This window comes from Streptomyces rimosus subsp. rimosus (genome assembly GCF_000720725.1).
Lineage (GTDB): Bacteria > Actinomycetota > Actinomycetes > Streptomycetales > Streptomycetaceae > Streptomyces > Streptomyces rimosus_A.
Genome location: NZ_JOCQ01000001.1, coordinates 184,647 through 206,163 on the forward strand (window position 1 = coordinate 184,647; position 21,517 = coordinate 206,163).

The following is a 21,517-nucleotide window of genomic DNA, read 5'->3' on the forward strand; positions in this document are numbered from 1 at the left end:
CTCACACCCCCGCCAGGTCGGCGGCGCCGCGCCGGGTGTCCACCAGGGCCGCCAGCGCCCGCAGGTCGGGCTGCCGCAGCAGCTGGGGCGCCCGCAGGCGTACGCCGCAGTGCTCCTCGATGGCGGTGAGCAGCCGGGCGGTGGACAGCGAATTGCCGCCCGCTGCCGCGAAGTTGTCGTCCGTGCCCAGTGCCGGGTTGCCGAGCAGGTCGCGGCACAGGCGGAGCACCAGTTCCTCGGTGGGTGTCCGAGGCGCGGCACCGTCCGGGGCCTCGGCGGTCTCCGCCTCCTCGGCCGCCAGGAGGGCAGCCCGGTCGACCTTTCCGTTGGCGTCCAGCGGGAAGCTGCCGAGGAACCGTACGACGGCCGGGACCGCCTGCTCGGGCAGCCAGCCGCGCGCCTCGCGTATCAGCTCGTCCGCGGTCGGCACCGGCTGTCCGGGCACGGGCAGGACGAAGGCGACGAGCTGGTTGACGCCGCCCGCGGCCGACCGGACCGCGACCGCGGCCCGCCGTACGCCCGGGTGGTGCTCGAACGCGGCCTCCACCTCGGCGAGTTCGATACGGACACCGCTCACCTTGACCTGGTCGTCCAGCCGCCCGAGGAAGTCCAGCACCCCGTCGGGCCGCATCCGTACCCGGTCGCCGGTGCGGTAGACGCGCTCGGTCCCGTCCACGCCGTCCGGCGCGGGCACGAAGCGGGCCGCCGTCAAGCCGGCGTCCAGATAGCCCAGCGACAGCACGCTGCCGCCGATGCGCAGCTCGCCGGCCTCACCGCGCGGGACCACGTGGCCCGCCTCGTCGGTGACGCAGACCACCGCGCCGTCGACCGGCGTGCCGATCGGCGGGGGCGCGGTGTCGCAGTCGTCGGCCTCGACGTGGTGCGTCGTGGTGACGACGGTGGCCTCGGCGGGGCCGTACGCGTTGTGCACCCGGGCCGTGACCTGCGGCGCGGGTCGGCGCCGCAACTTGTCGCCGCCCACCAGCAGGTGCCGCAGGTCGGGGAGTTCGGGCCAGGGCCGTTCGAGGACGGTCTCGGCGAGCGGCGTGGGCAGTACGGCTACGGACACCTTCGCGCGCCGCCACCAGCCGGTGAGCGCGTCCGGGTCCCAGCGCACCTCCTCGGGCGGCACACTCAGCGCGCCGCCCGAGGTGAGCGCCCCCCACAGCTCCTTGATGTGCGGGTCGAAGGAGACACCGATCAGCAGACTGTGCCGGTCCTCGGGCCCGGCGCCGGTGTACGCGTGGTACCAGTCCAGCAGCGCGCCGAGCGACGCGGCGCCCACCGCCACGGCCTTGGGGGTGCCGGTCGAACCGGAGGTCAGGACGGCGTAGAAGGTGCCCGGCGGCGCGGCCTGCCCGGCGCCGTCGGCGGGCGTGGCGCGGAACGCCGCCACCACGCTCCCGGCCGCGTTGGCGCCCTCGGCGGGCAGCGGCAGGGAGAGCGTGTCGCCCGTACGGTACGCCGCGGGCAGCAGCGCCGGATCGCCGACCAGGCAGGGCACGCCCAGCCGTTCGGTCACCGCGGCCAGCCGCCGCTCGCCGGGACGCGGCCCCAGCGGCAGGTAGACGGCGCCCAGCCGGGCCAGCCCGACCGCCACCGCGACCAGCGCGGCGGAGCGGTCCAGGCACACGCCGACCAGGTCACCGGAGGAGACCCGGCCGCGCAGCGAGTCGGCCACGACGCTCGCCAGGGCGTCCACCTCGGCGTAGCTCCACGACAGTTCACCGTCCTCGACGGCGGGCGCGTCGGGGGTGCTGCGCACCCAGTGCTCGTACCGGGCCAGGATGTCCGAGCGGTCCGGCCCCTCGGCCGCGGCGGTGCCGTACGCGATGCTGGGCCGGCCGTCCTGCGGGCTGCTGCCGGGACGCTCGTGCGCTGAAGTACTCATGATTCCTCTGCGGTTCGCAAGTTCACGCAATCGAATGGGGGCGGGGCCGGGGCGGCGTGCCGCGGCCCCGGGCCCCGGAGGGCGGTCGGCTCAGCCGAGACCCATGGACCGGGCGACGATCACCTTCTGGATCTCCGAGGTGCCCTCGATGATCGTCATCGACCGGACGTAGCGGTACAGGTACTCCAGCGGATGCCCGCGCACCCACCCCGTGGCGCCGTGCACCTGAAGGGACCGGTCCACCACGCGTACCGCCGTTTCCGACGAGGTCAGCTTGGCCAGCGCGGCGTTCTCCGGCGCCTCCGTGCCGCTGTCCACCAGCCGCGCGCACGCCAGCGTCAGCAGCTTGGCCGCCTCGATCTCGGCGCGGCTGGTCACCAGGTGCTCCTGCACATGCTGGTACGCGCCGATGCGCTCACCGAAGGCGCGCCGCTCACGGGCGTACGCGATGCCCTGCTCCAGCGCGTACTCGGCGATGCCGTCACACATCGCGGCCACCACCAGCCGCCCCCGGGACAGGCTGTCCATGCCGTTGCCGAGCGCCGAACCGACGCCGTCCGCACCGCCGATCACCGCGTCGCCCGGCACCCGGGCGTCCTCCAGCAGGAGTTCGTACAGCGGCTCGCCCGACATGCCGTCGTAGCGCTGCCCGATCCGCAGCCCCGGGTTGCCCGCCTCCACCACGAAGGCGGTCGGCTCGCCCTCCGCCGACGCGACGACCAGGGTGAAGTCCGCCCGGTCGGCGTTGCTCACAAAGGTCTTGCGGCCCTTGAGGACCCACTCGCCGGTCGCCGCGTCCCGCACGGCGGTGGTGGTCAGCTGGAACGCGTCCGACCCGGCGTGCGGCTCGGTCAGCGCCAGGCAGCGCACCGCCTCACCGCGCACCAGCGGCTTCAGATACCGCTCGATCTGCTCCTCGGTACCGTGCCGCAGCAGCGGGCTCGGACCGTCCGAACCGGCCAGGGCGTACGGCGCGAGGGGGCAGCCGCTGCGGCCCGCCGCGTGGTGCAGCAGCACCACGGCCGTGAACGGCATGCCGGAGCCGCCCAGCTCCTCGGGATAGTCGCCCGCGTAGAAGCCGAGGGCCGCGGAGCGACGGCGTACGTAGTCGCGCAGCTCGGCCGGGGGCAGGTCGGCGTCCTCCGGCAGGTCCGCAGCCAGCGGCACCAGCTCCTTGCGGATGAACGACTCGAAGGAGGTCACCAGTTCACGGTGGTCGGCCTCCAGGACCGACGAAGGTCGGGTGCTCACGCCGCGACCTCCGCCACCGCACGGGCCTGGTCGGCCAGCACCGGGTTCTGGAAGAACAGCCGCAGCGGCGGCCGGCCGCCGAGCCGGGGCTCCAGCCAGGCGGCGAGCTGCGCGGCCATCAGGGAGTGCCCGCCGATCTGGAAGAAGTGCGACGCCGGGGTGAAGTCGTCGTGGCCCAGCACCTCGCGCCAGCCCTCGGCGAGCAGTGCCACCTGCGGGTCGGCGGGCTCGGTCGCGGCGCCGCCGGCCGTCTCCCCGGGCTCCTCGGTCGGCAGTTCCGCCACCCGGCGGCTCAGGGCGGCGCGGTCGGGCTTGCCGCCCGGCAGCGTCGGCATGGCGTCCAGCCGTATCCAGCGCGCCGGTACGAGCGCGGTGGGCAGCCGCCGGGACAGGGCTTGGTGCAGCGCCTGTTCATCGAGGCCGGCACCGCCGGGGGACTCCAGGAATCCCAGCAACCGCGGACCGGCCGGACCGTCGGCGTCGAGCACCACGGCACACGACCGCCCGCCCAGCTCGGCCGAGGCCGCGGCCTCCACCTCCTCCAGCTCGATGCGGTAGCCGCGCAGCTTGACCTGGTTGTCGCGGCGGCCGAGGAAGCACAGCCGCCCGGACCGGTCGCGGTAGCCGAGGTCACCCGTGCGGTACACCCGCTCGCCGCCCAGCGCGTCGGGCGTCACGAAGCGCTCGGCGGTGACCTGCGGATTGCCGAGGTAGCCGTCGGCCAGTCCGGCGCCCGCCACGGCCAGTTCACCGACCGCGCCCGCGGGCAGCGGCCGCAGCCCGGCGTCGAGCACGTGCATCCGGGTGCCCGGCAGCTCCGTGCCGAGCGGCACCTCGGCGCCGTCCAGCAGGTCCGCGCGGGTCACCTCGTGGACGGTGCTGGTGATCGCCGCCTCGGTCACGCCGTACGCGTTGACCACGGTCACGGACGGGGAGCCGGGAGCCGCGTCCACCGCGTCGAACAGCTCGCGCAGCGCGCCGACCGGCAGTCGCTCACCGCCCAGCACCACCAGCCGCGGCGCCCAGCGGCCGTCCCGCAGCGCCTCGCCCAGCTCCGCCCGTACGGCCAGAAAGTAGCTGGTCGGCAGGTTGGCGACGGTGACGCGCCGGGCCGCGAGCACCGCGGTCAGCTCGTCCGGGGTGGGCACCTCGCGCTGCGGCAGCACCAGGCAGGCACCGGCCAGCAGCGACGGCAGCACCTCCTCCAGCGCCACGTCGAAGGACGGCTGGGCGAAGAGCAGCACCCGGTCCGCCTCCGTCAGGCCGTACCGCTCCGCCGTCGCGCGGGCATGCTGCGCCAGTGCCGCGCGGCTGACCACGACCGGCTTGGGCAGACCGGTGGAGCCGGAGGTGTGGATCACGTACGCGGCGTCCTTGAAGGCCTCCGGGCCGGTCTCCTGACCGGCGGGGGCCGCCGCGGGGAACGCGGGGCCGTCCAGCAGCCCCACCGGCAGGCCCTCCGCCGGGAGGGACAGCGCGCTCTCGCGGGTGGCCAGCACCAGGGCGGGGTCCAGCCGCTCCAGCAGCGTCTTGAGGCGTGCGGCCGGGTCGTTGGGGGAGAGCGGGCAGTAGACGGCGCCGGTGCGCAGGCAGGCGAGCAGCGCGACGACGGAGTCGGTGCCGCGCGGGAGCACGGCGGCGACCGGGCGGCCCTGCGCCACCCCGGCAGCGCGCAGCCTGCGCGCCAGGTCGTCCACGAGGGTGTCGAGCTGACCGTAGGAGAGGCTCTTCGTGCCGCCCACGAGGGCCGGACGGGCCGGGTCCTGACGGGCCGTCGGGTCCAGTACCTCGTCGGTGGGCAGGTCCGCGCGGATCTCCTGGTCACCGGCCTCCTGCCGGGCGGCACCCAGCGAGGCGAGCGGCGCGTCCGGCGTCTCCAGGTACGCGCGCAGCACCCCGAGGAAACGCTCCGCCAGCAGCCGGACCACGTCCTCGTCGAACAGGTCCCGGTCGTAGTCCCACACCAGCGTCATCCCGGCGGCGCCCTGCCGCGGGCCGACCATGCGCCGGTCGTCCGGCATCAGCACCAGGTCCAGGTCGAAGCGCGTGGTGCCGGTGTTGAACCCCTCGTACAGCGCCACCTCCAGCTCCGGCACCTCGATCTCCGGCAGCGCCGCGTCGTGCGCGCTGAACATCACGCTGAACAGCGGGTTGTCCGCGCCGCTGGTGTGCCGCCCGAGCGCCCGGGTCAGCTCCTGCACCGGCACCTCCTGGTGCGGCAACGCCCGGATCAGCGTGTCGGTGACCTCGTCCACCGCGTCGACCGCACCGGCCGCCGGGTCCAGGCGCAGGCGCAGCGGAATGGTGTTGACGAACATGCCGACGGTCTCCTCGAAGCCCACCGGACGGTTGCCCACCGCGGTGCCGACAACGATGTCGGTACGGCCGCTGTGCCGGCGCAGCAGCTCCGCGAACAGGCTGAGCAGCGTGGAGAACGGCGTGTGCCCCTGCGTACGGCTGCTCTCCCGCAGCCGCTCGGCCAGGTCGGCGCCGATCGCCTGCCGGAACTGCCCGCCCGCGTGCCGCCGCTGGGCACCCGGCCGGGCCAGCCCCGGCAGCGGCAGGTCGAAGGTCGCGTCGGCCAGCTCCGCCGTCCAGTGCGCGAGGCTCGCCTGCCGGTCCGAGCCCGCCGCGGCCCGCGCGTGCTCCTCGTACGAGCGGGCGGGGGACAGCTGCACTGGCTCGCCGAGCACCCGGGAGCGGTACGCGGAGAACACATCGCGCAGCAGGATCGCGAACGAGTGCCCGTCGTGGATCAGATGGTGCTCGACGTGCACGACGCGGTGGTGCCCCTCGCCCAGCCGGGCCAGGCACCAGCGCAGCAGCGGTGCCTCGGTGGTGTCGAGCGGCGTCTCGGCCTCGGCCCGCAGCAGCTCCTGGAAGGCGGCTTCCGGGTCCGCCTCCCGGGACAGGTCCACGGTGCGCATGCGTGGCTCACATCGCTCGCGCACCCGCTGTTTCGGCACCTCGCCCGGCTGCTCGACGAGTTCCAGGCGCAGACCGGCGTGCCGGCCGAGCGCGTCGCCGAGCGCGTCGCGCAGCGCGGCCGCGTCGAGCCGGCCCCAGAGGTCGATCGAGGCCGTGAAGTTGTAGGCACGGCTGCCCGGCAGCATCTGCTCGTGCAGCCAGACGACGTCCTGTGACGGTGACAATCCGAACATGGTCCATCCTTCGGGTGGTGGATGAGGGGTGAGCTCGGTCCGGTGCCCGCTGTCGGTCGGACGCGGGAACCGGGGGTACTGCGGTAAGGGGCCCGGGATCGGCCGGGCGGCCGGAGCGGCGGGGATCAGCCCACGGGCGCGTGACCGGCCGGTTCCCCGGCCAGTTCGGCGGTCAGCCGGGCGAACGCGTCGTGCGCGCGGTCGTCCGGGACGGCGTCCCGGTCCCAGGCCATCCGTACGAGCAGATCCGTGCCGTACGACACGGAGACCGCGAACGGCGCCTGGAGCGGCCGCCCGTCGATGTGGACCTCCCGGCCCGCTACGCCGCCCAGCCGCAGCGGCGGCCGGCGGTGCAGGTCCTCGAAGGTCAGCAGGCCGTCCAGCCGTCCCGTCCAGGACCCGGCGGCCGACCGGGCCGCGCGGACCACCTCGTCGAACGGGGTGTCGGCGTGGTCGAGGTCGTCCCACCAGGTGGTGGTCAGGTCGTCGAGGCCGCGGGCGGTGGCCGGGTGGACGACGGTGTTGAGGAAGCAGCCGAGGACATCGGGGGCCGCCGCGGGCCGGCCGCCCCAGGGGTAGCCGAGCAAGGGCGTATGCCCCGGCGCGTTCGCCCCTGCCAGGGCGCGCGCGGCGCTGCCGCACGCCCCGAGCATGACGGGGAAGGCGGTGGCCCGGCCGTCGTCGGCATGGATGGGCAGGCGGGTCTGGAGGGCGCCGGTGGGGCGGGGGCGCTGCGTTGTGCTGGTGGCGGTGGCCGCTGCGCCGCCCGCCGTCGCCGACGCCGGGGCGATCCGCCGCGCCCAGTACGCGAGCGATTCCGGCCGCGACGCGCGCTTCTCGGCGTCCAGTTGCAGGTGAACGGCCTCGCGGTAGCCGGCCGCTTCCTCGGCGGCGCGGTGCGGCGGTACGTCGCCGGGGCCGAGCCGCCGCTCATACGCGTCGGCGAGGTCCGCGGAGATCCGGCCGAGCGACTGCTCGTCGCACACGGCGTGGTCCAGGGCGAGGGCGAGGATCTCGACGGCTCCGGCGGCGCCGGACAGGGGGACGCCGCCGCCCTGCGGGTCGAGTGAGCTGTGCGCGTCGGCCAGGAACAGCCGGAACGGCGGGCCTTCGGCGGTCCACTCCAGCAGTGTGCGGCGCAGGGCGGCCGTCGCGCTCTCGCCGGGGCGCGGTACGACGCGCTCCACCTGGGCCGCAGGGGAGCCGAGCCGCTGTACGGGCGCCCCGCGCAGCACGTCGGGGCGCATACGGAGCGCCGGGTGCACGGCGGCCAGGTGACCTGCGGCGGCACGCAGCCGCTCCACGTCGACCGTGCCGCGCGGGAACGCGAAGAAGAGCGGGACGACGTCGGGCCGTCCGCCGGGCGCCAGCCGCCGGGCGAGCAGGAACCGCCGCTGCGCCCCGGTGACGGGCAGCAGCCCGGCCGGGTCGTCCACACCGGCGGCGGCCTTCTCGTAACGGGCGAGGTACTGCTCCGTGATGCTGGCGCCGGTACCGGTACCGATGCCGACTGTCGTGCTGGGGTCCACGATGACCTCCCTTGCGCCGCCGCGGACGGGCGCCGCCGATGAAGACGTTCGAGCAGAGCTGAGTACGGTGGATCACTTACGGGCGCGCGCTCGCGGACCGCGGCCACGGTGGTGCGTGCGCGCGCCACGGACCGCGATCACGGACGCTGCCGGTGACCGGGGATTTCTCGGAGGAGCGGGGTGGGCGGGGCCGGGCGGAAGCTCAGCTCTCCGGCCCGTGAACCGGGGTCAGACGGCGGCTCCGGGCGCATCAACTGCCTCGGGGCCCGGCCCGGAAGCCGCTTCGTCCGCCGCCGCGGGCGCCGTTCCGGCAGGAAGGTCCCGCAGTTTGCGTAGCGGAGACAGCAGCAGGGGCGCGGGTACGAGCAGGAACCCGGCCGCGCACACCCACACGGCGGCCCGCGAACCGGCCGCCTCCGCGATGGCGCCGCCGGCCAGCGCGCCGAGCGGCATGGTCCCCCAGACCATGAACCGCAGGGTGGCGTTCACCCGCCCCAACAGGGCATCGGGGCACAGCAGTTGGCGGAAGCTGACCTGGGCGACGTTGTAGACCACGGCACCGAAGAAGACAGCGCCGGAGCCCAGCGCGAACCATCCGGCGGCCGCGCCATGGCCGGACAGCGGCCACAGCAGGGCGAACGGCCCGGTGGCCACGGGGGCGAGCCAGATGATGCGGGCCTGCCCCAGCCGCCGCGCGACCGGCCCGGCGCACAGCGCCCCGGCCAGCCCGCCGACGGCGGACGCGGACAGCATCAGGCCGAGCACGCCGGGCGGCAGCCCCAGCTCCCGCGTCAGGAACACGGTCTGTACGGCGACGAGCATCGCCGAGAAGAAGTTCGCCACCCCGGTCGTCAGCGCGATCATGCGCAGCACGGGGTGCCGCAGCACGAAGGCCAGCCCTTCCTTGACCTGGGCGCCCAGCGACCCGCCCGCGGCCGCCTCCGGCTCCGGTTCCCGGACGCGGATGCCGCGCAGGAACAGGGCCGAGGCGAGATATCCGGCCGCGTTGGCAAGGACGGCGACCGGCGGGCCGAGCAGCTGGACGATGCCGCCGCCGAGCCCGGGCCCGGCCACCTGAGCGGCCGAACGCGCCGTCTCCAGCGCCCCGTTGCCCGCCACCAGCTGCCGGCCGGGCAGTACCCGCGGCAGGTAGCTCTGGTGGGCGACGTCGAAGAACACGGTGGCGACGCCGGTGACGAAGGCCACCACGTACAACTGCGCCATCGTCAGGACGTGGCACACCGCCGCGAGCGGCACGCTGCCCATCGCCACCGCGCGCACCACGTCCGTACGGATCAGCAGCGGCAGCCGCCGGACCCGGTCCACCCAGGCGCCCGCCGGCAGGCCGATCAGCAGGAACGCGGCGGTCTCGGCCGCGGTCAGCAGGCCCACTTCGAAGGCCGAGGCGTGCAGCCCGACGACGGCCACCAGGGGCAGGGCCACCAGGGCGACCTGGGTACCTGCCTGGCTGGCCGCGGCCCCGGCGAGCAGCAGCCGGAAGTCGCGATGGCGGAGGAGCCCGTCGCCGGCGCCGCGGCCGGAGGCTCGTGAGGTGGTCACATGGCTGACATTTGGTGATGAAGAGGGGACAGGTCAAAACGAACGTAAAGTTTCCGGACAGTTTCCTCCGCATTCCGGACGCTGCTCGCAAGTTTTGTCGTAAACCGTCCGTTCTCTCCGGTCCACCCGGTGATGGGGTGACCTGCTACGCCCTCACCAAATGTTCACCGCGCGACCATATTTTCGGCCGTCGAGTGAATGTCTGATTAGCGCGGCTGGGTGTGTTCGGGACCCGTAAGGACAGCTGACGTGCGCCGCGGAATGTGTTACAGGCCGTGAACCCGGGGTTGCGCGGAGTTCCGTGGGCTGGTGTCCCGGCCCCGGCCGTCCGGCTCCAGGGCCCGGAGCCCGGGTGCGGCACCCCGGTGACGGCGTCGCCGACGGCCCGTACCGGGGCGTACCGGCAGCCCCGCCCGGCACCGGTCCAGATAGTCCGTGATCTCCTCGTCGTCCCACCCGCCCGCCTCCCGCAGCCCCGTCCACAAGTGCGCGAGATAGGCGTCGGTCGGCTGGGTGCGCGGGACCTCGTCCACGCGCCACGGCGCGGTGAAGGTGAGCAGCGGCAGCCCTTCCAGCGTGCCCGCGTGCACCAGCGTCTCGTAACGGCCGGGCCCGAGCCGCGCCCGGCCCCGGTCCAGCACCTCGGACAGGTCCAGGTCGCCCGCCGGGGCCCGGTTCATCTCCTGGGCCGCGATGTCGGAGAACTGTCCGCGCGTCAGCAGATGGGCGCGGGCCCACACCTCGCCGGGCCCGTCCGGGTCGTAGAACGCGACGCCGCCCGTCCAGTTCAGGGACTCCAGCGCGAAGTACATGACTCCCGGCAGCACGACCGGCACGGACCGGGCCGGCGGCCGGGGATCGCGGCAGCCCGGACAGGTCCGCATGCCGCCCGGCGGACGCCCGCCCGTCAGATAGTGCCGCAGCCGTGCGGCATGCATGTTGGAGCCGTAGGACACGTACCAGACGTGCACCGTCTCATCCCCTCTCCCGCGGACCCGGGACAAGCCGCGCAACCTTCCCGACCCACATCAACCGACCAAGGCGCGTGACCCGGACGTTCCATGTGTCATGCCGCACTTCAGGGCAAATGCCGAGTCGTACGCCATGGTGCGCCCGCCGCTACCGCAGATCGCTGAACGAATCCTGCGGTTTGGTAAAGAAAAGGCTGAGAGGCCTGTTCAGAGTGGGGTGGGAGCAGACAGGATCCCCCGTGCAGCTCTGTGATCACCGCCGCCGTCGCGCGGCGCTTTATGCAGGGGGACCCCCACGTGAGAAGAACAGCAGCGCTCGGCGCTGCCGGCACCCTGGTGACCGGCACGCTCATAGCCGGAGCCATCGCCGCCACGCCCGCCAGCGCGGGCCAGCAGCACCACCGCGGGTCGGCCGAGGACCGCGGCGTGCAGATCGCCGCCGCCCGCGCGGCCGACAAGGGCATCGACTGGCAGGCCTGCCCCGCCGACTGGGGTCTGAAGGACCCGATCCAGTGCGGCTACGTCACCGTCCCGGTCGACTACGCCAAGCCCAACGGCCCCACCATCAAGATCGCCGTGGACCGTGTCGGCAACACCGGCGGCAAGAAGGAGCGTCAGGGCTCCCTCATCTACAACCCCGGTGGCCCCGGCGGTTCGGGCATGAAGTTCCCGACCCGCGTCACCGGCAAGAACCCCCTGTACGCCAAGATGGCCAAGGCGTACGACTTCGTCGGGTTCGACCCGCGCGGTGTCGGCCACTCCGCCCCGATCTCCTGCGCCGACCCGCAGGAGTACGCCAAGGCGCCCAAGGCCGACCCGGTGCCGGACAGCGAGGCCGACAAGCGCGCCCAGCGCAAGCTGGCCAAGGAGTACGCGCTCGGCTGCAAGGAGCGCAGCGGCGCCCTGCTGCGGCACATGACGACGCCGAACACGGCCCGTGACCTGGACGTAATCCGCGCCGGCCTGGGCGAGAAGAAGCTCAACTACCTCGGCGTCTCCTACGGCACCTACCTCGGCGCCGTGTACGCGACCCTCTTCCCGGACCACGTCCGCCGGATGCTGGTCGACTCCGTCGTCAACCCCTCGCGCGAGAGCATCTGGTACCAGGCCAACCTGGACCAGGACCTCGCCTTCGAGACGCGCTGGGGCGACTGGAAGAAGTGGGTCGCCAAGAACGACGCCGTCTACCACATCGGCAACACCGAGGCCAAGGTCCAGGCGAAGTGGGAGCAGCTGCGCGCCACCGCCAAGAAGAACCCGATCGGTGGCGTCGTCGGCCCGGCCGAGCTGACCAACTTCTTCCAGAAGGCGCCCTACTACGACTCCTCCTGGGCCCCGACCGCCCAGGCGTGGAGCGCGTACCTGAAGGGTGACGAGAAGCCGCTGATCCAGGGCGCCGGCCCGGACATGAGCGACATCGCGGGCAACATCGCCTCCGAGAACAGCAACGCGGTCTACACGGCCGTCGAGTGCAACGACGCGAAGTGGCCCACCAGCTGGCGCAAGTGGGACCGGGACAACACCCGCGTTCACCAGAAGGCCCCGTTCATGACCTGGGCCAACGCCTGGATGAACCTGCCCTGCGCCACCTGGCCGGAGAAGCAGCTGACCCCGGTCGACGTCAAGACCGGCAAGGGCCTGCCCAGCGTGCTGATCGTGCAGAGCACCCGTGACGCGGCCACCCCGTTCGAGGGCGCCGTCGAGCTGCACAAGCGCCTCAAGGGCTCGCGCCTGATCGTCGAGAAGGACGCCGGTTCGCACGGTGTCACCAGCCTGGTCAACCCCTGCATCAACGACCGGGTCGACACCTACTTCCTCACCGGGAAGACCGACGCCAAGGACGTGACGTGCGCCCCGCACGCCACCCCGCAGCCGAGCAAGGCGTAGTCGGCAGCCGCACCGCGGCATAGCCGGCACCTACGGCACACCGGGCCCCGTGCCCCCGTGATCAGCTGAGGCTGAAGGGGGCGCGGGGCCCGCTGCCGCTCCGCCCGGCCTCCCGCGCCCGCGACCTACCCCGGTACCCCCGCCGCCCAGCGCTCCAGTACGCCGAAATCGTCGGGCGTCAGGCCGCGCCGGGCATCGACCCGGTGCAGGAGGGCGGGGCCGGCGTGGTGCTCCGCCACCCAGGCGCGGTCCGCGTCGGTGATCTCGTCGTCGATCCAGGCGAACGCACGGCCCTTCGCCCACGCCACGATCTCCGGCGTCTTCCAGAACACGCCGCTGCCGGGCTCGGGTTCGGGCCGTGGCGAGAGCCACCGTATGAACGGCAGGGCGGGCAGCCCCAGGACCGGCGCGATGAAGGCATTGGCTTCTTCCTGCCACGTCGTCGCCCAGACCAGATCGAAGGGGAGTGCGGCCAGCGCCGGCCCGTGGCCGGGATCGAGCCACACCCGCAGCGGCTTCACCGGCCTGCCCGGCAGCCCCGCCGCGGTGAGCCGGCGCCGCTCGGCAGCCTCCCAACGGGGCGTCAGCAGCCGGTGCGTCTCGTAGCCCTCGGGCCGCCGGTGCGGCTTCGCGGCGTACGGGTTCAACGGCCCGTCCACATCCACCAACAGCACAGGTCGCACCAGAGCATCCCCTCCCGGTTCCGAGGCGATCATGCTACTGGGCGCCTCAAGTGTGCTTGCCCGGGCTGCGGGCAACCGGCGGCGTCCTTCCTGCGAGGGGGTGCTGCCGTGGTGGCGCCACTGTGGCGCCAGGTGATGTCAGGGTGTGGCGCGCGAGTGGCGTCATTCGGGTGTCGTCCTGAATCGGCGATGTTTTCGCAGGTGGTGAGGGGTGTGGGCGGGCTGATGTGCGCCCCGGTCGGACGGGGTGGCGCCGGTCCGGCCCCTCGATGGCTCGCCGTGGTGCCAAATGTGTGCCATGATGGCGTCATGGACCTCACGCCCTACGTCGACAACCTCCGGCACGAACTCGCGGTGGCAGCGGACGCGGGAGGAGACGAAGCCCGCGCTCTGGCGGAGCGGCTCACCGCCCCGCTGGAGTCGGCCACCCGTCTGACCCTGCTGAACGCGCTGTCCGCCGCCATGGGGGAGGTCACCCGCGACCTGGCGCCGGGATCGGTCGACGTACGGCTGCGCGGGCTCGACCCCGAGTTCGTGGTGACACCGCCGCCGGCCCCGCAGTCGTACGAGCAGGCCGAGGAGCGCGAGAGCGCACCGAGCGGCGCGTGGGCGTCCGCGCCGGGCGCCCCCTCGGACGGCGGCGAGGGTGGCACGGCGCGGGTCAACCTCCGGCTGCCCGCCCACCTCAAGGCGCGCGCCGAGGAGGCCGCGGGGCAGGAGGGGATGTCCGTCAACGCCTGGCTCGTACGGGCCGTCGCCGCGGCCCTGGACCCCGGCGAACGCGGCCGCCCGTCCGGTCAGCGGCGCCGCGCGGGACAGCAGAGCTACACGGGTTGGGTCCGCTAGTCCCGGGCACCACCCCGCCACTTCATCGCCCCTTTCCGCCACCACCCGCCTCACCAGCGGGAACGCACCCCAGAGCCATGAGGACGGGACAGCCATGCCATTCTTCGACACCCCGGAACCGATTTCCGCCACCCTCGAATTCGACATCGCGTCGGTACGGATCACCGCGAGCAAGCGCATGGACACGGTGGTCGAGGTACGGCCGGCCAACGCGGCCAACGAGACGGACGTACGGGCCGCACAGCAGACCAGCGTCACCTGCGCGGGCGGCAAGCTGCTCGTCAAAGGCCCCAGAAAGCGTTCGCTGTTCGGCAGGAGCGGGTCGCTGGACGTGAGCGTCGAGCTGCCGGCCGGATCGCACCTCCGGGGCGCTTCGCCGATGGCGGACTTCATCTGCGAGGGCGTCCTCGGCGACTGCCGGATCAAGACCTCGGCCGGTGACATCCAGATCGACGCGGCGGGGACGGTGGACCTGCGCACGGACTACGGCGACATCCGCGTGGACCGGGTGGACGGCGATGCCGAGGTCGTCGCCGCGGGCCGGATCGAGCTCGGCAGGATCGCCGGCGTCGGTACCGTCAAGAACGCCAACGGCGACACCATCGTCGGCGAGGCCGTCGGCGACCTGCGGGTCACCTCGTCCAACGGGCAGATCTCGGTGGACGTGGCGCACGCCGGTGTCGACGTCAAGTCCGCCAACGGCGGTGTCCGGATCGGAGAAGTGGCCCGCGGCCGGACCACGGTGCTGACCGCCGCCGGTGACGTGGAGATCGGCATCCGGGAATCCACCGCCGCGTGGCTCGACCTGAACAGCCTCGGAGGCGTGCACAGCGAACTCGGTCCGGCCGAGGGCCCCGGGGCCGACGACGAAACCGTGGAGGTGCGGGCCCGTACCGGGTTCGGCGACATCGTGATCCGCCGCGCCTGAACGGCTCACGGAGCCCGTACTGCCCGCCGACCCTGAACCGCCCGCCGATCCTGAACCGTTCGCCGGGTGCGTACCGCCCGCCGATCCTGAACCGTTCGCCGGGCGCTTACCACCCGCCGGTCCTGAACTGCCCGCAGCGGCCGGTCCGTTCGCCGCACCCTGTACCCGCCATGCGCCACTCTCCTCACCCGTACGCCGGCCCCGGCCGTGCGCCCTCACCGGCCCGGACCCGCATCCGAGCCCACCAGGCGCCGCTGCCTGCCCACGTACCACCCATCGACCGCTTATCGACGAGAAGAGGCACGATCCCATGACCGCCGCCCGCAGTACGACTGCCGCGCACACCACGCGCCCCGGCTCGCCCGCGAGCGGCGCGCGTCTCGCACCGGCCCCGACGGCCACGGCCGCGCCGCCCCTGGCAGACACGCCGCTGGCCATCTCGGCCCGCGGCCTCACCAAGTCCTACGGCGACAAGGTGGTGCTCGACGGCATCGACCTGCGGATTCCCGAAGGCTCCGTCTTCGCGCTGCTCGGGCCGAACGGTGCGGGCAAGACCACCACTGTCGAAATCCTCTCCACGCTGATCTCCGCGGACTCCGGCGAGGCGCGCGTCGCGGGCCACGACCTGGCGCGGGACATCGACGCCGTACGGGGCTCGATCGGCGTCACCGGCCAGTTCGCGGCCGTGGACAACCTGCTGACCGCCCGCGAGAACCTGCTGCTCATGTCCGACCTGCGGCACCTCGACCGCCGCGAGGGCCGCCGGCGCGCCGCCGAACTGCTGCGCCGCTTCGAGCTGACCGAGGCGGCCAGGAAGCCCGTCGCCACGTTCTCCGGCGGTATGCGCCGCAAGCTGGACCTCGCGATGACCCTGGTCGGCGCGCCGCGCATCATCTTCCTCGACGAACCGACCACCGGCCTCGACCCGCGCAGCCGCCGCACCATGTGGGAGATCATCCGCTCACTGGTCGCCGACGAGGGTGTCACGATCTTCCTGACCACGCAGTACCTGGAGGAGGCCGACCAGCTCGCCGACCGCATCGCCGTCCTGGACCACGGGAAGCTGGTCGCCGAGGGCACCGCGGAGGAGCTGAAGCGCCTCGTACCGGGCAGCCACATCCGCGTCCGGTTCGCCGACGAGACCCGTCTCGACGCGGCCGCCGCCCTCTTCACAACCGGTACGCGCGACAGTGAAGCGCTCACCCTGCACGTGCCCGGCGACGGCGGCATCCCCACCCTGCGCGCCGTCCTGGACGTCCTGGACAACGCGTCGATCACGGCGGAGACGCTGACCGTGCACACGCCCGACCTGGACGACGTCTTCCTCACCCTCACCGGACACGGTGGCGCCGGAAGCGACGTGCGTACCGCGGCCGCGGCCTGAGTCCCGGCTCGGCCGACACGAACACCGGCTCGGCCGGTACCGGGGCACCACCCGGGCCACCGGTGTGAGCACCGCCCGTACCGGGCCTGAAGAACACCTCCGAGCGGCGCCTTGAGCGCCCCACCCGCGACCGGCGCAAGTGACGCGCCGGGAACAGCACCCGCATCGCGCCGTGGACACCGTCGTACGACCCGCGCCGCCGGCGCCGCCGTACGACCCGCGCCGCCGGCGCCGCCGTACGGCCCGCGCCGAAACGCCACACGGTACGCCTCGTGTCGAAACGCCACACGATACGTCTCGCGCCGAAGCGCCATACGTATGCCCCGCGCCGCGAGAACCACCCTGTCCCGGCGCCAGGGCGACCTCCACACCCACGACCGTTCGGTCGACTCCCAGAAGGGCCAAGCCCGATGGCCACGCTTTCCTATGCCGTCAGCGACTCCATGACGATGCTGCGCCGCAGTCTGAAGCACGCACAGCGCTACCCCAGCATGACGATCTCCCTCATCGCGATGCCCCTCGTGATGCTGCTGCTCTTCAATTACGTCTTCGGCGGCGCCCTGGGCAACGGCATCGGCGGCATGCCCACCGGCAGCGGCGAGTACATCGACTACATCGCACCCGGCCTCATCCTGATGACCGCGACCTCCGGCTCCCTGGCCACCGCGATCAGCGTCTGCGTCGACAAGACCGAGGGCATCGTCAACCGCTTCCGCACGATGGCGATCTCCCGCGGATCGTTCCTGACCGGACATGTCCTGGGAACCGTCATCCAGACGATGGGCAGCATCGCGCTCATCACCGGCACGGCGCTGCTCATGGGCTTCCGGCCCAATGCCACGCCCGTCGAATGGCTCGCAGCCGCCGGGCTCCTGGCCCTGCTCACCCTGTCGCTGTCCTGGCTCTCGGCGGCGATGGGCCTGATGGCCAAGACGCCGGAGACCGCCAGCAACCTGCCCATGCCGTTCACGCTGCTGCCGTTCCTCGGCAGCGCGATCGTGCCGCCGGAGTCCATGCCGGCCGGACTGCGCTGGTTCGCCGAGTACCAGCCCTTCACGCCGGTCATCGAGACGCTGCGCGGGCTGCTGATGGGCACGGAGATCGGCAACAGCGGTCTCATCGCCCTCGCCTGGTGCCTCGGCCTCACCGTGATCGGCTACCTCTGGGCCCGCAAAACCTTCACCCGCGACGTCACCAGGTGACCGGCACCGTCCACCACCTGCCGTCGTACGCCACATCACTGGTCACCGCACTGTTCACCGCACCCCACTCGTTACCGGAGGACACCATGCACAACGAACCGCCTACGGACTCCTGCCCGTTCACGTCCGTACCGCCCACGTCCGCCTCGGCCGCCTCCGTCCCGCCCGCTTCCGTACGGCCGGAGCAGCCAGAACAGCCGGAGCCCGGCTCTCAGCACCCCGCCCTCGTCACCGAACTGCCCATGACCCGCACCGCCGGCCGCCCCTTCGACCCGTACGAGGGGATGGCGCGGCTGCGCGAGGAGAGCCCGCTGCGCCGGATGCGCTACCCCGACGGGCACCTCGGCTGGCTGGCCACCGGCCACTCCGTGATCCGCGCGATCCTGGCCGACCCGCGGTTCAGCTCCCGGTACGAGCTGATGCACTACCCGATCCCGGGCGGCTCCACCGAGGTGCCGCCGGCGCCGATCGGCGACCTCACCGGGCTCGACGCCCCCGAGCACACCCGCTACCGGCGGCTGCTCGCCGGCAAGTTCACCGTCCGCCGGATGCGCCTGCTCACCGAACGCGTCGAGCAGGTCGCCGCCGACCATCTCGACGCCATGGCGCGCCGAGGGGGGCCGCTGGACCTCGTGGAGGCGTACGCGCAGCCCATACCGGCGCTGATGATCTGCGAGCTGCTGGGCGTGCCCTATACCGACCGGGACACCTTCCAGCGCCACGTGCTCAGCATCACGGACCGGGACGTCGCCGAGGACGACCGCATGGCGGCATACGCCGCGGTTCAGGAATTCCTGCACCAGCTGGTGCTCACCAAGCGCGCGGCCCCCACCGACGACGTGCTCAGCGACCTCACCACCAGCGACCTCACGGACGAAGAACTGGCCGGCATCGGGACCTTGCTGCTCGGCGCGGGCCTCGACACCACCGCGAACATGCTGGCGCTCGGCACGTTCGCCCTGCTCACCAACCCGGACCAGCTCGCCGCACTGCGCGCCGACCCGGGCCTCGCCGACCAGGCCGTGGAGGAACTGATGCGCTACCTCACCATCGCGGACGTGGGCATCCGGTCCGCGCTGGAGGACATCGAGCTGCACGGTCAGGTGATCAAGGCAGGCGAAACGGTCACCTTCTCCGCGCACGCCGCCAACCGCGACCCGGCCCGGTTCCCCGACCCCGACACGCTCGACGTGCACCGCAAGGCCACCGGACACCTGGCCTTCGGCCACGGCGCCCACCAGTGCCTGGGGCAGCAGCTGGCCCGCGTCGAAATGCGCGTGGCGTTCCCCGCGCTCGTTTCCCGCTTCCCGTCGCTGCGCCTGGCCGTACCGGCGGAGGAGGTACCGCTGCGCGCCAACTCCAACATCTACGGGGTGCATCAGCTCCTCGTCACCTGGGACGAGGACGGCCAGGACCGTGGAGAGGGCTGAGTTCATGGAACTGAGCGTCGACCGTGAGCGTTGTTACGGTGCCGGGATGTGCGTCCTGACCGCTCCCGAGGTCTTCGAGCAGGACGCCGAGGACGGCCGGACACGGCTCCTGAGCCCGCGGCCGCCCCACGAGCACCGGGCCGCCGCCCGGGAGGCAGCCTGGCTGTGCCCCGTCGCGGCCATCACCGTGACCGAGCAGGACGGGCCGAAGCCGCCCACTCCGTAGCGGCCGATGCGACGGCGTACGCCGATGCGCCGACTGCCGACTGCGAGCCGGGACTACGCACCACCGCGCGCACAACAAACCCGATACGGCTTCTACGGGTTAACCGTCCCAACGCTGCACAGCTTCTACGGCATCGGAACAACAACACAACTGCTGACCACCTCACCATGAACAGCCGCCCCATTCCCGGGGCGGCTGTTCGGCCGTTCCCGGCACCCCCGGAAATGCTCGAACGTGAGTTCTTTTATTGCTATATGCTCCCGCTGTCACCACGCGACCGCTTCCGTCCCCGCCGTGACGCAGCACGGCGCCGGGACATGAGGTGAGTCGGTCACGTCATCGAGCTGGGGGGCCAGTGAAGAGACCCATGAAGACCGCTTTGACGCTGGGCACGGCAGGTATCGCGCTGTTCGCCACCATGGCGCCCGCCGCCCACGCCGCCCCGGCGTCGCCGCACACGCGCTACACCGAGGCCCAAATAGCCGCGATGGCCCCGGAAAAGCAGGCGCAACTGCTCGCGCCCCTGCGCGCGATAGCCGACGCGGCCGACCGCGCGGGCTCGGGCAGCCAGGCGGCCAGCTATGCGGGGGTACGCATCGACGCTCCCCGGAATACCGTCCACGTGTATCTGACCGACCTGTCCCGGGCCGCGAAGTTCATCAAAGCCGCGTCGGCCCTCGACCGCAGGATCGACACCGGCAGAATCACCATCGAGAAAGCCGGTCACACCCGGCAGGCGATGCACGAAGCCCGGGACCGGCTGCTCGCCCAGGAAAAGGCCGGCGACCTGCCCTACAAAATCCACAAGGTGGCGGTCGCGGCCGACGCTTCGGCATTGGAAGTAGCGGTGGACAAGCCGGACGTGGCGGCCAGGACGGCGGCCGCGGCGCGACGGAATCCCAACGCGCGGAGCCTCGCTCCGGCGAACGATGTCCCGGTGGCCTTCAAGCAGGGGCAGCGCATCTCTCCCGCCGCCCGGACCTGGGCCGATGTGCGGTGGAAGGACGGCACGCCGTTCATCGCCGGTGACGTGCTCACCGACGGTTCGCAGTACTGCTCGGCCGGACTCCCGGCCGTACGCAAGAGCGACAACAAGCCGGTCATGGTGACCGCCGCCCACTGTTTCGCGAACGGCGCGAAGATATACACCGGAGCGGGCGCCACCCCCACCTTCGGCAAGTTCTACGACGGGCTGAACGGCCAGCTCGGCAATTACGTCGGTACGGTCAACGGCGTATCCACCAACTGGGACGCCGAGCAGCTCATCGGCGCCGACAACAACGCCGATGTGAGCGAGACGAGCGGCTACAAGCCCGTCACCGGCGTCGCCTACTCGCACAACGGCGACTTCGTCTGCCAGAACGGCGCCGCGTCCTTCTTCATGAAGCAGGAAACCGTCTGCGGCATCAAGGTCGTCAACGACGACATCACCTACACCCTGGACACCGGCTGGAAGGTCCGGGGCGTCGAGGGGACCCGGCTGCCCGGCAACCGCTGGACGGTGGCGCACGGCGACAGCGGCTCCATGGTCTACACGGCGAACGGTTCCGCACGCCAGGCGCGCGGCATCGTCTCGGCACTGGCGAGCCCGTACGAGACCAACGCCGGCAGCTACATGTACTGGACCGAGGCGACGGACATCTTCAACCACTTCGGCCTGAAGCTCAATCCGAGGACATGAGCGCGGGACGCGAGGCCGGCTGAGTCCCGTACGGCCGCCCGGTGCGAGGAGCGCCTGACGGCCGTACGGGGCAACGCCCGCCCGCGCCGCCACGAAGGCGCCGGAGCCCCGGTCAAGCCCGTTTGATCTTCGTGCGGATCGCGTGTTCACCGTTGCTGACCAGGGGCCCGTCGGCGATGAGCGCGCCGGATTTCACAAGTGCCGCGATCCGCCAGTACAGGGGCGAGTCGGGGACGTTCATGGTGGCCATGACGGTGCCGACGACGACGGCGAGGGCGGTTCCCCCGGGTCCGGCGGTGTCGAGGAGGGCGGCGTCGTAGTGGTCCTCCGGCGCGGAGACGAGGCCGGCGGGGGTGGCGACGCGAAAGGTGGCGTTCTCCTGCTTCAGCCGCTGCCATGCCGCGCGGGCGGCGCGCCGCTCGATGTCCGCGACCGGGCGCGCATCGGCCAGCAGGGGTACGAACTCTTCCGGGTGGCGGGCCCCGACCGGGCCGGGCACCTGGACCATGTCGAAGGGCCGGTCCTGGAGACGGTCGCAGATCGCGTGGAAGAAGGCGAGTTCGTGCTGGGCCGCGGTGCTGAACCACACCACCAGATGACCGGCGGCGTCGGCCCGCTCCCAGAACGCCGTCGGCGTCAGGGACTGCGTCAGTGTCAGTCCGTCCGACGGGATGCCTTCCAGCCGGCGGTGCGGAAGTACGGTCTGCCACCACTGGGCGCGGGTCGCCGGATCGTCCGGCCGCAGCGGCCCCATGCCGAGGTCATCGGGGTACGCCTGGACCGGGCCGACGGGATCGTCGGAGGTGTCGGCTCCCAGAGCGGCCCGCAGGGATTCGGCCGCGGAATCGCCGGGCACCAGGTGCAAGGTCTCCATGGTGCCAGCGTGC

16 protein-coding genes are annotated in these 21,517 nt (G+C 72.6%); 8 read left to right on the forward strand and 8 right to left on the reverse strand.

Annotated elements, in window-relative coordinates; translation table 11 throughout:
• Nucleotide 1: 1 nt before the first annotated feature.
• The 6 genes from IH45_RS0100820 to IH45_RS0100845 form a co-directional block, all read right to left on the reverse strand.
• A complete protein-coding gene (locus IH45_RS0100820; RefSeq protein WP_032916577.1) occupies nt 2-1,891 on the reverse strand; it encodes a non-ribosomal peptide synthetase in 1,890 nt (629 codons plus the stop codon).
• Between the two features lie 90 nt (nt 1,892-1,981).
• A complete protein-coding gene (locus tag IH45_RS0100825; RefSeq protein WP_030659763.1) occupies nt 1,982-3,142 on the reverse strand; it encodes an acyl-CoA dehydrogenase family protein in 1,161 nt (386 codons plus the stop codon).
• On the reverse strand, nt 3,139-6,303 hold the full coding sequence (locus tag IH45_RS0100830) for a non-ribosomal peptide synthetase (protein WP_030659765.1): 3,165 nt from the start codon (nt 6,301-6,303) through the stop codon (nt 3,139-3,141). Before IH45_RS0100830 ends, IH45_RS0100825 begins: the two co-directional genes overlap by 4 nt.
• A gap of 125 nt (nt 6,304-6,428) precedes the next feature.
• The gene (locus tag IH45_RS0100835; RefSeq protein ID WP_050514412.1) at nt 6,429-7,832 is read right to left on the reverse strand and encodes a condensation domain-containing protein; all 1,404 of its coding nucleotides are present in this window, start codon (nt 7,830-7,832) and stop codon (nt 6,429-6,431) included.
• A 228-nt stretch (nt 7,833-8,060) separates the two neighbouring features.
• The gene (locus IH45_RS0100840) at nt 8,061-9,392 is read right to left on the reverse strand and encodes an MFS transporter (protein WP_030659770.1); all 1,332 of its coding nucleotides are present in this window, start codon (nt 9,390-9,392) and stop codon (nt 8,061-8,063) included.
• A 266-nt stretch (nt 9,393-9,658) separates the two neighbouring features.
• The gene (locus tag IH45_RS0100845; RefSeq protein ID WP_030659772.1) at nt 9,659-10,363 is read right to left on the reverse strand and encodes a hypothetical protein; all 705 of its coding nucleotides are present in this window, start codon (nt 10,361-10,363) and stop codon (nt 9,659-9,661) included.
• Between the two features lie 297 nt (nt 10,364-10,660).
• On the opposite strand from IH45_RS0100845, the gene IH45_RS0100850 reads away from it, so the two are divergent.
• Nucleotides 10,661-12,250: an alpha/beta hydrolase gene (locus IH45_RS0100850; protein ID WP_030659773.1), complete on the forward strand. Its 1,590-nt coding sequence runs from the start codon at nt 10,661-10,663 to the stop codon at nt 12,248-12,250.
• A gap of 125 nt (nt 12,251-12,375) precedes the next feature.
• Here IH45_RS0100850 and IH45_RS0100855 read toward each other — a convergent pair whose 3' ends face one another.
• Nucleotides 12,376-12,966: an HAD domain-containing protein gene (locus IH45_RS0100855; RefSeq protein ID WP_030659775.1), complete on the reverse strand. Its 591-nt coding sequence runs from the start codon at nt 12,964-12,966 to the stop codon at nt 12,376-12,378.
• Between the two features lie 276 nt (nt 12,967-13,242).
• Between IH45_RS0100855 and IH45_RS0100860 the strand changes: the two genes are divergently transcribed.
• From IH45_RS0100860 to IH45_RS0100890, 7 genes are all read left to right on the forward strand, one after another.
• Nucleotides 13,243-13,779 (forward strand): histidine kinase, encoded by a 537-nt coding sequence (locus IH45_RS0100860; RefSeq protein ID WP_030659777.1) that lies wholly within the window; start codon nt 13,243-13,245, stop codon nt 13,777-13,779.
• A gap of 94 nt (nt 13,780-13,873) precedes the next feature.
• Nucleotides 13,874-14,707, forward strand: a complete 834-nt coding sequence (locus tag IH45_RS0100865) for a DUF4097 family beta strand repeat-containing protein (RefSeq protein ID WP_030659779.1) — start codon at nt 13,874-13,876, stop codon at nt 14,705-14,707.
• 310 nt (nt 14,708-15,017) lie between these two features.
• Nucleotides 15,018-16,091, forward strand: a complete 1,074-nt coding sequence (locus tag IH45_RS0100870) for an ATP-binding cassette domain-containing protein (protein ID WP_078897077.1) — start codon at nt 15,018-15,020, stop codon at nt 16,089-16,091.
• 410 nt (nt 16,092-16,501) lie between these two features.
• Nucleotides 16,502-17,293, forward strand: a complete 792-nt coding sequence (locus tag IH45_RS0100875; protein ID WP_030659783.1) for an ABC transporter permease — start codon at nt 16,502-16,504, stop codon at nt 17,291-17,293.
• A gap of 242 nt (nt 17,294-17,535) precedes the next feature.
• Nucleotides 17,536-18,723, forward strand: a complete 1,188-nt coding sequence (locus IH45_RS0100880; RefSeq protein ID WP_032916591.1) for a cytochrome P450 — start codon at nt 17,536-17,538, stop codon at nt 18,721-18,723.
• A 4-nt stretch (nt 18,724-18,727) separates the two neighbouring features.
• Entirely contained in the window at nt 18,728-18,949 is a 222-nt protein-coding gene (locus IH45_RS0100885) for a ferredoxin (protein ID WP_030659789.1), read from the forward strand.
• A gap of 367 nt (nt 18,950-19,316) precedes the next feature.
• On the forward strand, nt 19,317-20,630 hold the full coding sequence (locus IH45_RS0100890; RefSeq protein WP_078897079.1) for a chymotrypsin family serine protease: 1,314 nt from the start codon (nt 19,317-19,319) through the stop codon (nt 20,628-20,630).
• 112 nt (nt 20,631-20,742) lie between these two features.
• Here IH45_RS0100890 and IH45_RS0100895 read toward each other — a convergent pair whose 3' ends face one another.
• Nucleotides 20,743-21,504 carry a DUF3658 domain-containing protein gene (locus tag IH45_RS0100895; protein WP_050514413.1) on the reverse strand — a complete coding sequence of 254 codons (762 nt, stop codon included), beginning with the start codon at nt 21,502-21,504 and terminating at the stop codon, nt 20,743-20,745.
• Nucleotides 21,505-21,517: the final 13 nt, after the last annotated feature.

Bases quoted from the DNA above. Each gene is read 5' to 3' on its own strand.
- IH45_RS0100875 (WP_030659783.1), top strand. From the start codon at position 16,502: ATGGCCACGCTTTCCTATGCCGTCAGCGACTCCATGACGATGCTGCGC.
- IH45_RS0100865 (WP_030659779.1), top strand. From the start codon at position 13,874: ATGCCATTCTTCGACACCCCGGAACCGATTTCCGCCACCCTCGAATTC.
- IH45_RS0100870 (WP_078897077.1), top strand. From the start codon at position 15,018: ATGACCGCCGCCCGCAGTACGACTGCCGCGCACACCACGCGCCCCGGC.
- IH45_RS0100885 (WP_030659789.1), top strand. From the start codon at position 18,728: ATGGAACTGAGCGTCGACCGTGAGCGTTGTTACGGTGCCGGGATGTGC.
- IH45_RS0100820 (WP_032916577.1), bottom strand. From the start codon at position 1,891: ATGAGTACTTCAGCGCACGAGCGTCCCGGCAGCAGCCCGCAGGACGGC.
- IH45_RS0100860 (WP_030659777.1), top strand. From the start codon at position 13,243: ATGGACCTCACGCCCTACGTCGACAACCTCCGGCACGAACTCGCGGTG.
- IH45_RS0100855 (WP_030659775.1), bottom strand. From the start codon at position 12,966: ATGATCGCCTCGGAACCGGGAGGGGATGCTCTGGTGCGACCTGTGCTG.
- IH45_RS0100880 (WP_032916591.1), top strand. From the start codon at position 17,536: ATGACCCGCACCGCCGGCCGCCCCTTCGACCCGTACGAGGGGATGGCG.
- IH45_RS0100830 (WP_030659765.1), bottom strand. From the start codon at position 6,303: ATGTTCGGATTGTCACCGTCACAGGACGTCGTCTGGCTGCACGAGCAG.
- IH45_RS0100895 (WP_050514413.1), bottom strand. From the start codon at position 21,504: ATGGAGACCTTGCACCTGGTGCCCGGCGATTCCGCGGCCGAATCCCTG.
- IH45_RS0100890 (WP_078897079.1), top strand. From the start codon at position 19,317: ATGAAGACCGCTTTGACGCTGGGCACGGCAGGTATCGCGCTGTTCGCC.